The organism is Sporosarcina sp. QA0331 (genome assembly GCF_055808055.1).
In genome coordinates this window covers 3,562,249-3,576,594 of the sequence record NZ_CM147850.1, presented here as the reverse complement: position 1 = coordinate 3,576,594, position 14,346 = coordinate 3,562,249, and the positions used below count along the sequence as shown (strand labels likewise).

The window sequence follows — 14,346 nt, the reverse complement described above, 5'->3', positions numbered from 1 at the left end:
TTTTCAAGAAAAGCAGGAAAGTCGTCGTGTTTCATAGTATAATAGGAAAACCATCGATAGATGTGCAATCGTTATTTCCATGACAACCGTTGCCATCGCTTTCCTATAGGATTTAAAAATCTCGGGAAAGTGAAACTCTCCATATAGTTAAAACGTATAATACATATATAGAAAAATTACTTGAACTGTCCGCACCCCGATTCATGTCTACAACTTAGGGCTTAGAAGGTTTCAATCTGCAGACGGTTTAGGTTCCTAAAAAAATTGTACATACTTGTAGAGAGAGATGAGTTAGGGGTTGGGATAATGGGAAAAACAATCTATATCGTGCTCACTGACACGGGAACGCTGCTGTCAAAGGCGATTGGCATGTATACAAGAAAGGATTTGAATCATGCCTCTATCGCATTCGACGAGCAATTGACCGAAATTTATAGTTTCGGTCGGAAGCAGCAATACAATCCGTTCATCGGTGGGTTCGTACGTGAAAATGTTGCGGAAGGCATCTTTCAGGAGGCCGATTGCGCCGTGTACCGTTGTGAAGTGACTACGGAAGCGTATATGCGGATCCGTCAGAAAATCGTTCAATTCGAGTTGAATCAAAGAGACTATAAATATAATTTTATCGGTTTGTTCGGCGTGGCGCTGAATAGAGAGATTCAACGGAAAAGAGCCTTTTTCTGTTCGCAATTCGTCGCAACCGTCATGCAGGAGAGCGAAACACATCGACTGCTGACGAGACCTTGCCTGACAATGCCGCATCATCTGGCGTATTTGCCGCATATGGAACTAGTGTATGAAGGCGATTTGAAAACGTACTTAAATAATGTAAGAGGGCCGCAAATGGAACGTCCGATTCGAATGGGACTTTGGAAAAGTTTGGCGTTCCGCCTGCTCGCCTAATGTGGAAGCTTCTCCGTTACGAGAAGCTTTTTTCACGTCTTCATGCGATAATGAAAAAAATGATGGAAAAAGGATGACACGATGACGAAAACAATTGATGTACAAGTGAACGCCCAAAGTATAGCAGCCTTTAAAAAGGGCTACCCATTGATTTTAAAAGACGCAGTAATGAATCCGGAAGTGTTGAAGGAAGAAGGCTCCATCATCCGACTGGTAGACAAATACCGCAAATTCATCGCGAAAGGCTATTATGGCAATCAAAACAAAGGAATTGGCTGGGTACTGACAAGGGACGATAACGAAAAAATTGATTTCACGTTTTTTGAATCAAAGATTTCTGCAGCCCTTTCGAGACGGGAGTCATTTTTCGAGGATAGCGGGACGACTGCATTCCGCGTGTTCAACGGAGAAGGCGATGGTATTGGCGGGTTGACGATCGATTATTTTGACGGCTATTACATGGTGAGCTGGTATAGCGAAGGGATTTATTCCATGAAGCATCATGCGTATGGCGTGTTGGACAAGCTTGTGGACTACAAAGCCATCTATGAGAAAAAACGGTTTGATACACAAGGCCAATACATCGAGCAGGATGATTTTGTGAGAGGAATCGCAGGAGATTTCCCGATTATTGTGAAAGAAAATGGCATGAACTTCGCTGTCGATTTGAATGATGGCGCAATGACAGGAATCTTCCTCGATCAGCGTGATGTGCGTAAAGCGCTGCGCGATAAGTATTCGGAAGGTAAGCATGTACTGAATACATTTTCATACACGGGTGCATTTTCGGTTGCTGCAGCTCTTGGAGGGGCACGTGAAACGACGAGTGTCGATTTGGCGAAGCGCAGTTTGCCGAAGACGATCGAGCAGTTCAGCGTGAATGGTATTGATTACGAAGCACAAAATATCAAAGTGATGGATGTTTTCGATTATTTCCGATATGCGAAACGCCATGAACTAAAATTCGATGTCGTTGTCCTCGATCCTCCGAGTTTTGCACGCTCGAAGAAATACACGTTTAGCACAGCGAAGGATTACCCAGCTTTGCTGAAGGATGCAATTGACATCACAGAGAAAAACGGCATCATCATTGCATCGACGAATAACGCAAGCTTCAGCATGAAGAAGTTCAAGACGTTTATCGAGAAAGGCTTTGCGGATGCTGGTTCACGCTATAAAATCCTTGAGGAATCTTCATTACCAAAAGATTTCCGTACAAACCGCGACTTTCCGGAATTCAATTATTTGAAAGTCGTTATTTTGCAGAAGTTGAAATGAAAAGTGCAAAGCCATCTCCTCGCGGGGGTGGTTTTTTGTTATTGATAAAATTAGTGGAAGGAATATTGATAACTATACTCCAAGTAAATGCAACATTATTGTAAAGTACAAAAAACTAATAAATACTCAAAAGGGAAGTATCAAAAGGGAAGTATTTCAATTTTTCGTTACGTTTTAAGTAGAGTAAAATAGTATTATGTGAGTCATTAGTTATAGGTTAATTTCCCAACCTTCAAATATTGAATAAATATTTTAGAGTTCTATGATTGAGTTGAGTGAATAGAACTCAAATAAAATATAAAGGGGGGTATGATTTGAAAAACTTTAAAATTCAGTCAATGGTTTTGTCATTAGTGATGCTGTTTGGATTCGTATTTTCTCCATTAACGACGTTTGCCTCATCTACAGTATCGGTTGAAGACTATGAAAGTCTTAATGTTTCTCCAATGACAATTGTTTTTGAGGACAATAAAGAAAGAATTTTTCAACTCGAAATTAACGGGGACTTGTATGAATACCATGAAGTGAAAGATTTAATTGACGGAAAAGAAGTCACACAAATCACCACTTATTTTGTTAATGAATTTGGAGATAAAGAGAAAGTTGATTACTATGAAACTGGTATAGATTATTTGGAGGTAAGTAATGAACTAATTCAGCCAATGTGTGGACCGCCATGCCTATTTGTTGCAGTCGTTGTAGTTCGGCAAGGTACAAGTTATTTACTTAAAAGATCCTTGACATCTGCGACTCTAAGAACGGTTGCATCCCAACCCGCAACTAGAGTTGCGCCTGTGGTATCAAGTTATACACCACACACGGTAAATGTAAGTTCTCGAACATTTACAATTACAAAATCTAACATGCAACATATATTACAAAGACATCACCAAACATATTACCATGCGGGCGCAGGTAATCCTGTAAATCAAACATTTTTTTATGATAACATTGGTACAGGTACAATAAATAACATAGCTACACAAGCATTGAGACAAAATGCAACATTGATTGATGATTATATACGTGCTGGAAAAGGTTATATCAACGTACCAACAACTTATAATGGGGTTACGTATCAGGTCGGAGCTCAATTAACGGGATCTAGGCAAATTACAAATATCTATCCTACAATAACATATATTGCTCCATAAGGGGATTCACGTATGATTCAAGTAAAGACATTTTTATTAGATCCTAATATTCAATATCCCGGAATAGTGGGCCAAGAGCTTTTCGACAACTTTTTCTTTGATATTGAAGAGCCGTCTAGGGAGACTGAGCTTAGAGATATTTTTACAGGCGGAGGAAATATATATGCCTCCATTTTAATCACTCAAAATGGTAAGGTTATTCTAAACGATGAAGTGTTAGAACGTGTCCCTTTGTATTGGACGATTTGGGCTGATCTTATAGAGGATTACCTATCAATGAGGGACGGAAATGATATCGTTTCTATAGAGCCATACTTTTTACTTGAAAAAGAAGAAGATGATACAATTCTTTTAAGCTATAGTGGGGAAGCATTTTCTTTCCGGCTCCCCGAGAAAGAATTTCTACTTTCCGTTTTGCAAGGTGGTAAGAATTTCTTTAAGAAATATCATGAGTTAAATCCGGATGTAAATATTGATCGTGCGACGGAAGAGAAAATTAACAGATTGATACCATTAGCAAAGAATCTATAAATAAGATTTTTTAAAAGTCGTGAATAAAGAAGTACGAAATGAGAAGCCATTTCCGCATAAGGAGATGGTTTTTTTCGGCTGTAGTGTAAAACAATTCTCATTGCAATTAGTAAGAGAAAGTCTTTCAATAGATAGAAAGGGAGAAAAGGGAGAGAGCGATTATGATCGAGGCGGTTCTTCATGGCATTATCCTGGCAATTGGACTTATTTTGCCGCTAGGCGTACAAAATGTGTTTGTGTTCAATCAAGGGGCATTGCAGCCGAAGCTGGTGAGGGCACTTCCTGTTGTGGTGACCGCAGGGGTTTGCGACACGATTTTAATTGTAGCGGCTGTTTCGGGAGTTTCATTGCTCATTTTGACATTCCATTGGTTGGAAACGATTATGTTTGCTGTCGGAATACTATTTTTACTGTATATCGGAATTTCACTTTGGCGGAGTGCCCCTTCATCTGTAGAGGTGGAGGCGGAAAGATTTTCTCCTAAAAAGCAGATCTTATTCGCCGCGTCAGTTTCCTTATTAAACCCCCATGCGATCATCGACACGATCGGCGTCATCGGATCGAACGCTTTAAGTTATTCACGGGAGGCTCGTTTTGCATTCACATTGACGACAATCATCATTTCATGGTGCTGGTTTTTCGGACTTGCACTCGCTGGCCGGATGCTCGGCAAGATGGATACGAGCGGGAAATTTATTGGCATGTTGAATAAAATCTCCGCATTCGTCGTCTGGGGAGTTGCGCTCTATATGGCAATCAGGCTACTCGACAAGTTTTTTTGAAGATATCTATATAATCAATGGAATTATCTATTGAATCCACAGTGTTATCTATCGAATAATGAATCTTATCACCAAATCAGGACTTTGGACCGGCGAAAAAAGAAGCGGTTTTGTTGGTGTCTGTGCAAGATGCATTTACAGGTATTCATTAAAAGGCATAATTATACGAATGTAAGGCTGACGAGTCTATAATCGTCGGCCTTTTTGTGTTCAATATACAATTGCATTGCATAATTTGCATGACTTAGTGCACAGTCACCTTAATAATTCTTTACATTAAGAAGATTTCTGCTTAACAATCACCACGTAGAATATGAGCTGTAAGGAAGCGGAGGAGAAAAGGAGGGAAGATGGCATTCACATCCGGAAGTTTATTAATCAAACGACTAAACCATCAATTGTTAACTGGAGGAGACAAGTTGAAAAACATTGGCAGATTCATCACATTGCTCGTTTTCGTTTTAGTATTAAGTGCATGCGGAGACAACCAGGAAGGTACAGGTGCCAAAGATAATAAAGTTTCGGCGGATAGCGGCAGGACGGAAATTACGTATTGGTATGCATTTGGGGATAAGATCGGGGAAAACAATGAGAATTTAGTCAAAATGTTTAACGATTCACAAGATGAAATTTTAGTGAAGGCGGAATTCCAAGGGAATTATGCAGACCTTCATTCCAAAACGCAAGCGGCTTTAGCAGCAAAAAATGCACCGGAAGTTACGTTGAATGAAATTTCGTCAATGGGTGTCTTCGCTCGTTCAGGAATGACGGAAAACTTGAGGCCATTCATCGAAAATGACAGTGATATTAACTTGGAGGATTTCAATCCAGGTTTGATGGGCAACTCGTATGTGGATGGCAACATCTATGGGCTTCCGTATTTGCGGAGCACGCCTATTCTCTATATGAACGTTTCTATGTTGAAGGAAGCAGGTCTTGACCCGGCAGGCCCGAAAAACTGGAATGAATTCGAGGAATATTTACGGGCATTGACAGTTGATGGACAGAGTGTCGGTATGAGCATGCCTGTAGGGATTTGGTATTTTGAGGCATTCGTTGGAGCGGGCGGCGAGGATATGTTAGCAGCCGACGATTCTGAAGTAACATTCAATGGAACAGCTGGAGTAGAGGCGCTGGAATTCTGGAAACGCCTTGCAGAAGAAGGCATTTTGAAAATCCATGCCGGTGATGAAGCGGCTGCACAAGCAACACAAGATTTTGCAAACGGTCGATCTGCAATGATGTTTACATCCACTGCAAATTTGACGCAAAACTTGGCGATTGCAGAGGAGAACGGATTTGAACTGAACACGGCATTCATGCCATCAAATAAAGCGAGCGGTGTACCGACGGGCGGTGCAAACCTTGTCATGACGGCGGGGCTGTCGCCTGAAAAACAGCAAGCAGCATGGGAATTCATCAAATGGATGACAGCGAAAGAACAAACAATCTATGCGAGTAAATACACAGGCTATTTGCCAAGCCGACTTTCCGCAATTGATTCGGAAGAGATGCAAAGCTTGTATAAGGAAATTCCTCAATACAAAGTAGCTGTCGACCAATTGCAATATGGGAAAGCGCGTCCAATGGCGGAAGCTTACCCTGAAATCTCCACAATATTGGCAGATGAAATTACGAGAAGTTTACTGGAGCCGGATCTATCCCCAAAAGATGCGCTGGACAAAGCAGCCGAATTGGCGAATCCCCTCTTACAATAATCCGATTCGGGAAGATGGGCAATCGAGCCCCCTCTTCCTGTTTTCGTAAAGGAGACGATCACATTGGAATGGATGAAGCAAGTGAAAGTGGCGATTTTCGATATGGACGGGACATTGTATCAGGACGATGCTTTTTTAGGAAGATACGTAACGTATTTGTTGGATGGGATATTGGATGAAGAGGAAAAGGCAAAAGTCGTATCCGAAGCCTACGATATCTTGGATGGCAGTCATACTGTGAAGCTTGGCCATTTCTTTGATCGGGAACAGCATTTTTTCTATGAACATGATCAATTCTTGCCGACGATCTGTTATTCCTGGGACGGGAAGAAACATGAGAGTCTGTTGGAGGAAAACGCTTCTCTTTTATTCCTCGGGGATCCGTGGGGAATCGCCAATCTATATGCCGAAAAATACGGCACTCCACGTGAAAGAAGAGCGGAAGCTTTTGATAAAGTGCGTTATGAAATGATTCAAAAGCCATTTGAAATCAGTCGCTATGCGCCTCTTTTCGAAAGCATCTCTGCGCTTGCGACAAAGAGGAAAATCTTTATGACGAATACACCAGGAGATACCGGTCCCGCTTTTGTTACGTATTTGAATATTGGATCGATGTTTGATGATTATGTGTTCGACGCGAAAAAGCCTTTCGGGATGGAAACGATTGTAAAAGGTCTATTGAAGGAAGGATATGCTCCTGACGAAATCCTTTCCATTGGCGATAATCCATACAATGACTTGGCACCGGTACGAAAGCTCGGTGGACGGACTTGCCTCATTTCACCATATACGCATTTTGGAGTCCATGAGTGGGATCATACTGTGAAAACCGTAGAAGAGTTGGCGGAATTCTTAAGCCAACTGTCCGTTGTAAAGGTATAAAACAAAGAGGAGATGAACGGAATGGCTGAAATCAGATTAGTGAACATCGTGAAAAAGTTCGATGAGGATACAGTAGTAAACAATTTGAATCTCACAATCGAGGACGGTTCATTCACCGTCATTGTCGGTCCATCAGGCTGCGGGAAGTCGACGACCCTCCGGATGATCGCAGGATTGGAAACACCGACGAGCGGTGAAATTTGGATTGGTGATGACTGTGTGACGAACATAGAGCCGGGCAAGCGAAATATCGCGATGGTGTTCCAAAACTATGCACTCTATCCGACGATGACGGTCCGGAAAAATATCGAATTCGGCCTTGTGAATAAAAAAGTGCAGAAAGCGGAACGAGACAATTTAATTCGGGAAATTAGCGATATTGTCGGACTGACGGACCACTTGGATAAGAAGCCGCATCAATTGTCAGGCGGGCAGAGGCAACGGGTCGCACTGGCGAGGGCAATGGTGAAAAAGCCGAAAGTCTTCATTTTGGATGAACCACTTTCCAATTTGGACGCTAAACTGAGAGGGCAGATGAGACGTGAACTGATTCAGTTGCATAAGCGTCTTGGCACGACGTTCATTTACGTGACCCATGATCAGGTCGAGGCAATGTCAATGGGGGATCAAATCATCCTTCTCGATAAAGGCGTTACGCAACAAATGGATTCACCTATGAATATGTATCATGATCCGAATAATGTGTTCACCGCTGAATTCATCGGCACACCGCCTATGAATATTCTTGAGCGCGGACATTTGAATGCCGTATTACCGACGTTATTCGAAGATGTGAAATATGTCGGGTTCAAGCCGGAACATGCGGAAATCATTGCGGGCTCGGAAGAAAGGCAAGAACATGTCGTTTTAAAAAGTGAGATCTTGACGACGGAAACATTAGGCGCGGAAACAATTTACACAGTGTCGAACGTTGCTGGCATGATGAATGTCAAAAGCTTCGATAGCCCGATTACGGAAACGAATGATGTGCAAATCGCTATTCCGTACGAAAAGCTGTACTTCTTCGATGAACAGGAAGAACGGATCCGTTTCATCGACATAGATAGGAATGGTCCGCAACAGACGAAGCCAAAACCGGTACTCGTTGGAGGCGTCTAATATGACTTTGGCAAATAGTAACGGGACGTTAAATCGCAAACGAGAGCGTTCGGCGCTTTCTGCCTTGAACTGGGTGGCAGTCAGGCCATACATGATGATTTTTCCAGCAATCATTGTGTTTACGCTTTTCTTCCTTTATCCGATCGGCTATATGATTTATTTAAGTTTCCATGATTGGAACTTCGTTAGCCCGGATAAGAACTACGTCGGCTTTTCCAACTTTACAGCCTTGTTGCAAGACGCGAAATTCCAGCAAGTGTTGCGCAATACATTCATGTATTCGTTCGCGACAGTGTCATTGACGATCAGTATCTCTTTGTTATTGGCCCTTTGGTTGAATAAAAAAGGGGCGATGTACGGATTTGTACAAGGGGCGATTTTCAGTCCGCATATTATCTCTCTCGTATCCATCTCAATGCTTTGGATGTGGATTATGGATACGGATTACGGATTGTTGAATTGGTTTTTGAATCTTTTCGGCATCTCCAATATCCCTTGGTTGACAGACCCGAAAACGTCGTTGCTGTCGCTCATCATCGTGGCGGTTTGGAAAGGAATCGGCTATTACACGCTTATATTCATCGCAGGCTTGCAAAGCATTCCGAAAGACATTTACGAAGCGGCAGCGCTTGACGACACGAGCAAGGTACGGACCTTTTTCAAATTAACGTTGCCGATGCTGTCGCCGACATTGTTCTTTTTGACCATCATCGGCTTGATCGGCTCATTCCAAGTGTTCGAAACGATTTCGATCATGACGAAAGGCGGTCCAATCAATTCGACGAATACGATGGTTTATTACATTTATGAGAATGGATTCCGTTTCTTTAAAATCGGCTACGCTTCGACAGCGGGTGTCATATTGCTGCTAGTCGTTGGCATCTTTACAATTATTTATTTCAAACTGTTGTCACGGAAAGTCCATTACCAATCATGAAAGGTAGGAAGACATGAAGAGAAATCCGATTTGGATGGTCGTCAATGGAATCGGCCTAGTACTACTCATTTGCATATTTGCATTGCCCTTCGTCTGGATGATCTCCACCTCCTTTAAAACATTGGGGGAAACGATGACGTTCCCGCCGAAATGGATTCCGAACCAGTTATTGTGGGAGAACTTCTCGAAAGCGTGGAATTCAGGACCCTTCCTCAAATATTTGGTGAATAGCACGATCGTTTCTGTCGGCATTCTCGTTTTGCAATTTGCGACGATCATTCCCGCAGCATATGCATTTGCACGCTATCGATTCAAAGGGAGCAATTTTTTCTTCGGCGTCACGATGGTCACGTTAATGATTCCATCACAACTCATATTTCTACCGGTCTATTTGCAGATGAGTTCATGGGGGCTGTTAGATACGCTTTGGGCATTAATATTGCCGTTTGCGTCGAGTGCATTCGGGATATTCCTGCTGCGCCAGTCGTTCAAGCAAGTTCCGGAAGAGTTGTTGGAAGCCGCACGATTGGATCAGGCCAGTGAATGGAAGATCATTATGAAAATCATGGTGCCGATGGCGAAGCCCGTCCTTATTACGTTTGGGATGTTCAGCTTCATCGCTCATTGGAATGATTATTTCTGGCCACTCGTCATGACAACGACCGATGCATCTCGCACGCTGCCGCTCGGAATTACAAAACTTCGCGAAGTGGATGGCGGCGTCGCCTGGAACATTTTAATGGCGGGAAATCTTATACTGGTCATTCCGATTCTATTTATTTTCTTCTTTGCCCAAAGGCAAATTATTCGCGCGTTCATCTATACGGGTGTGAAATAAGGTGAAACTTCAATCAGTGAAGGTTTTCCACTGATTAGCTGAACAAAGGCTAAGTTCGCAACGTCCTGTTGCAACGCCTTTGTGACCTGCATCCTGCAGGCTCGAACCAATCGGGCTTTTACTGGCTGTTGAACCCCCACTGAGTATTTTGGATTTCTCTTTAATTCTAGAAGTGGGGGTCTTACAGCCAGTTAAAGCGAGATAAAACAGCTTAGCTAAAGTGAATTCCATGAAAGCGGGTGAGTAAATGGAACAGTTGAAGATTTCGTTTGTCATCCCTTCCTACAATGAGGCGGGGAATATTGCTAAAGTGATGAAGGCAATTGCAGATGAAATGATACATCAGCAAATGACATATGAAGTACTGTTCGTCGATGACGGCAGCACGGACGGGACAATGATTGAAATAAGGGACATTCAATATATATACCCGGAAGTTGAATATGTTTCATTCACACGAAACTTTGGAAAAGAGGCTGCAATCATAGCCGGACTGCAGCATGCGAAGGGACATGCAGTCATTTTAATGGATGCTGATTTGCAGCATCCTCCCGCGTTAATAGCCGAGCTATTGAAAGGCTTTGAAGAGGGCTATGATCAAGTGATCGCGAAACGCAACCGGAAAGGGGATTCACGTCTCCGATCTCTATTATCGAGTTCATATTACCGATTTGTGAATAAAGCGATCGACGTCCAATTAAACGACGGGGAAGGCGATTTCCGGCTACTGAGCAGAAGGGCGGTAGACTCGCTTTTACTGCTTAGCGAAGGCAATCGATTCTCTAAAGGGCTGTATGCTTGGATCGGGTTGGAACAGAAGACGATTACTTATGAAAATGTCACTCGCCAGCATGGAGAGACGAAATGGTCCTTTCCGAAGCTGTTGAATTATGCAATCGATGGAATTGTTTCTTTTAATACGAGACCGTTGCGTTTATGCATGTACATCGGATTAGCGACATTGACATCGGCGTTTGTTTATATATTTGTCACCCTTATTGGCATTTTCCTGCACGGAGTGGCGGTGCCTGGGTATTTCACGACGATTTCCGCTGTCCTTTTCTTAGGTGGTGTGCAGTTGCTGTCACTAGGAATTATCGGGGAATACATCGGAAGGATCTACAATGAAACGAAAAAACGCCCGCATTATTTAGTTCAGCAGACGAGCGTCGAATTGAAACGGGAAGGCCAGGCGACGATTCATGGCTCGTGAGTTCAATGCGTTTTTCATTGTAGGCGTAGTAAATACAGGCGTATACTACGGGCTCTATTTAGGTGGATTGCATGTATTGCATTTGCAATATGTGATTGCCCATTTTGGGGCAGTTCTCATAAGTATGGTCGGCTCGTTTTTATTAAATAGCTATATTACATTCGGCGTGAAGCCGTCATGGAAAAAGTTCTTCCTGTTCCCGATCACCCAATTTGTGAATATTGGAGTGACGTTCATCATCCTCTATGTTTTGGTCGAGTGGCTGCGCATGAATAGCAGCATCGCACCGCTCGCCGCCTTGGTCGTGACCGTACCAATAACGTTCGTTGTAACCGGGAGGGTGCTAAAAACCGCATGAATAGACGAAGGACATATGAATGGACCGCTATATGGACCGCGAGCATTGTCATCGCGGTTCTGAGTCATCTTTTCTTTTTAACGGAATTCCTCAATGGCCGTTATATGACGGGGTTGAACGACGGACTGTCCCAAATGATTCCGTTCAAGTATTTTCTTTATAATTTGTACACGAGCGGGGAGTTTTTCTACTCGGAAAGCTTCGGGCTTGGGGGCGGTGTTTTCTCACAGCTCGGTTATTATTTTTCAACTTCGCTCGTCTTTATAGTGACTGTGCTCGTTACGTTCTTACTTGAGAAGGTAGGAACCATCTCGACGCCAGACTTATTTTATTGGGCAAATACACTTATTATCATTAGCATTTTGCGGATGACATGCATTATTGCACTCACTACATATTATTTTAAAACAATCCGTTTCCAAGGGATTCCTGCTTTTCTTGGCGCAGTCCTTTATGGCACGAGTGTCATTTATTTCAGGCATGTGACCTATTGGGAATTTTTTGCCGATGCGATGCTATTCTTTCCTTTGTTGCTGATCGGCGTGGAAAAGATTATGCAAAACGGGAAAAGCGGTATATTCATCGCGGCAGTTGCGCTCAATATGATCGATAATTTCTATTTCGCATATGTGAATTTTTTGCTCGCATTGTTGTACATCCTTTTCCGTTGGTTGTTCCCGCTTTTCATTGAAAAGACAAACATTGGGAAGCAGGTGAAGCTGTTTTTCATCGGAGGAATTGCTGGGGCGGGAATGAGTGCACCGTTTTTCATACCGTCCGTCTATGGATATTTGAACAATTTCAGGCCGTCGTATGAGGATGCCATTCCACTCGTAGGAGCCGTCGATAATTTGCTTCTTCATGGGAGGATTGTCATTCTGCCGGCATTCGTATTGCTTTGCCTGCTCATGATCCCGCTCTATAAAAACCGTGCATTCCGGTTCTTCGCAAGCAGTACAATTGTGCTTTGCATCTTGCATTATAGCCCTTTTATTGGCAGCGTGTTCAACGGCTTTTCCGCACCGCAATACCGATGGGAGCATTATCTTTCCCTTGCGGCGGGTGGTACGGCGGCAGTGGCGCTTCAACAGTTACGCACATTGCGGTTGAAAAATATTGTCATCCCAACAATCGTTGCATCGGGACTTTATTTATTGTTTTTCATCTTTGATCCAAAGCTTACAATCCAAATGCATGAGTCCTACTTGCTCATTTGTGCCGGAGTGACGATGGCATTGCTATTTGTTTTCGTTTGGAATAAAAAGCGGTGGGCAAAGTGGCTCATACTCGCATTTCTTTTATTCACAACAGTGCTAACAGCAAATATGTTTCAGGAAGAGAAGCTGACGTATCGGGACAATGGTAAAAATAAAGGTCCGGAATACGGCATTACCCGGGAGTATATGGAGAGTGAGCATTACTACGGTGTGGACCAGCGGGCATTGATTCGGACTGTGCAAGCTGCTGAAACGGATCCGCTCGCTAGAATTGATTGGATGATCGAAACGAGGAACAATACGCCGATTGTTCAAGATTTCAACGGAATGAGCGTTTATTCAAGCATTTTAAACAAGCATTTGCTGTTCTTTTACTTGCAGAATCTTGATATAGACATGAGGCGGGAAAGTGTGAGTAGATATGCCTCTCTTGGCGACCGAGCGAATCTTTACAGCATATTGAATGGAAGCTATGCGATTCGGAAGGAGGGAGGCGATCCGGTTCCGTTCGGGTTTACTGAAATTGCGAGAGAAGGCGAGTACCGAGCGTATAAAAATGATTACCTCCTTCCGTTCGCCCGGACGACTTCGACCCTATACTCTGAAGAAGATCTTCAAAATGCGCCTGCACTTGCCAAGGAGCATGCAATGTTGAAAGGAATCATTTTACCCGAGGTTGAAGGGTCGGAAATTCCCAAGCTAGAAAACTTCGCCGAGCAACTCACGTTCCAGCCTATTCATGCGACGTATGAGGATGGAATTTTGCATGTAGTAGATGGCGAAGGAGGGCTTGACGTTGTAATGGGGGGGACAGATTTAAAGGAAGATAGCTTCCTGTCGTTCTTTATTCAACGGAAGACGAAAGATAAGGCTTTTAATTTAAAAGTGAACGGGTTTACGACCGAACGGAAGGAAAATGATTCTATCTACCGGACGAATGTCAATGACTTGACGATCAGAGTGTCGTCCGAGGAACGGATTTCCATCCGGGTGCCGAAGGGGAAATATGAGCTGCGCGACTTTTCATTGTATACGGAAGACTATTCTTTGCTGAAAGCAGTGAAAGAGCAAAGCGATCGGAAAGCGCCTATCGAAGTGGACTGGAGAGGCAGCAAAGCAAAAGTCGTGCTGGACAATCAGGAAGAAGATTCACATCTAATCTTGCCGATTCCATACGAAAAGGGATGGACTGCGAAGTTGAATGGTGAAAAAACACCGATTCTACAAGCGAATTATGCCTTTACGGGCATTGAACTTGAGCAAGGGAAGAATGAAATCGAGTTGACCTATTATCCGCCTTATTTCTTGTCATCTATTGCGATCAGCATACTGTCAATATTGTTCGCAGTTTATTGGAATAGGAGAAATGAAAAAACTGCCTCATCACCCCGAATTGGATGATGAGGCAGTTTCTAT

General features: G+C 43.1%; 13 protein-coding genes. All 13 read left to right on the top strand.

Features of this window, described 5'->3' with window-relative positions; all coding sequences use genetic code 11:
- Positions 1 to 306 precede the first annotated feature (306 nt).
- Positions 307 to 903, top strand: a complete 597-nt coding sequence (locus AC0L13_RS18135; RefSeq protein ID WP_473642094.1) for a hypothetical protein — start codon at positions 307 to 309, stop codon at positions 901 to 903.
- Between the two features lie 81 nt (positions 904 to 984).
- On the top strand, positions 985 to 2,181 hold the full coding sequence (locus AC0L13_RS18130) for a class I SAM-dependent rRNA methyltransferase (protein ID WP_473642092.1): 1,197 nt from the start codon (positions 985 to 987) through the stop codon (positions 2,179 to 2,181).
- Between the two features lie 314 nt (positions 2,182 to 2,495).
- Positions 2,496 to 3,335, top strand: a complete 840-nt coding sequence (locus tag AC0L13_RS18125) for a hypothetical protein (protein ID WP_473642090.1) — start codon at positions 2,496 to 2,498, stop codon at positions 3,333 to 3,335.
- 12 nt (positions 3,336 to 3,347) lie between these two features.
- Entirely contained in the window at positions 3,348 to 3,866 is a 519-nt protein-coding gene (locus AC0L13_RS18120; RefSeq protein WP_473642088.1) for a hypothetical protein, read from the top strand.
- A 161-nt stretch (positions 3,867 to 4,027) separates the two neighbouring features.
- Positions 4,028 to 4,648, top strand: coding sequence for a LysE/ArgO family amino acid transporter (locus tag AC0L13_RS18115; RefSeq protein WP_473642086.1), 621 nt, complete (start codon positions 4,028 to 4,030; stop codon positions 4,646 to 4,648).
- 350 nt (positions 4,649 to 4,998) lie between these two features.
- Complete coding sequence (locus tag AC0L13_RS18110; protein WP_473642084.1) at positions 4,999 to 6,366, top strand: ABC transporter substrate-binding protein; 1,368 nt, start codon at positions 4,999 to 5,001, stop codon at positions 6,364 to 6,366.
- A 63-nt stretch (positions 6,367 to 6,429) separates the two neighbouring features.
- A complete protein-coding gene (locus tag AC0L13_RS18105; RefSeq protein ID WP_473642082.1) occupies positions 6,430 to 7,248 on the top strand; it encodes an HAD family hydrolase in 819 nt (272 codons plus the stop codon).
- Between the two features lie 21 nt (positions 7,249 to 7,269).
- Positions 7,270 to 8,367: an ABC transporter ATP-binding protein gene (locus tag AC0L13_RS18100; protein WP_473642080.1), complete on the top strand. Its 1,098-nt coding sequence runs from the start codon at positions 7,270 to 7,272 to the stop codon at positions 8,365 to 8,367.
- A gap of 1 nt (position 8,368) precedes the next feature.
- Positions 8,369 to 9,304 (top strand): carbohydrate ABC transporter permease, encoded by a 936-nt coding sequence (locus tag AC0L13_RS18095; RefSeq protein ID WP_473642077.1) that lies wholly within the window; start codon positions 8,369 to 8,371, stop codon positions 9,302 to 9,304.
- A gap of 13 nt (positions 9,305 to 9,317) precedes the next feature.
- Positions 9,318 to 10,142, top strand: coding sequence for a carbohydrate ABC transporter permease (locus AC0L13_RS18090; RefSeq protein WP_473642075.1), 825 nt, complete (start codon positions 9,318 to 9,320; stop codon positions 10,140 to 10,142).
- Positions 10,143 to 10,389: 247 nt separating this feature from the next.
- On the top strand, positions 10,390 to 11,355 hold the full coding sequence (locus AC0L13_RS18085) for a glycosyltransferase family 2 protein (RefSeq protein ID WP_473642073.1): 966 nt from the start codon (positions 10,390 to 10,392) through the stop codon (positions 11,353 to 11,355).
- Positions 11,345 to 11,713, top strand: coding sequence for a GtrA family protein (locus AC0L13_RS18080; protein ID WP_473642071.1), 369 nt, complete (start codon positions 11,345 to 11,347; stop codon positions 11,711 to 11,713). The genes AC0L13_RS18085 and AC0L13_RS18080 overlap by 11 nt, the downstream gene beginning before the upstream one ends.
- Positions 11,710 to 14,331, top strand: coding sequence for a YfhO family protein (locus AC0L13_RS18075; protein WP_473642069.1), 2,622 nt, complete (start codon positions 11,710 to 11,712; stop codon positions 14,329 to 14,331). Before AC0L13_RS18080 ends, AC0L13_RS18075 begins: the two co-directional genes overlap by 4 nt.
- Positions 14,332 to 14,346 lie beyond the last annotated feature (15 nt).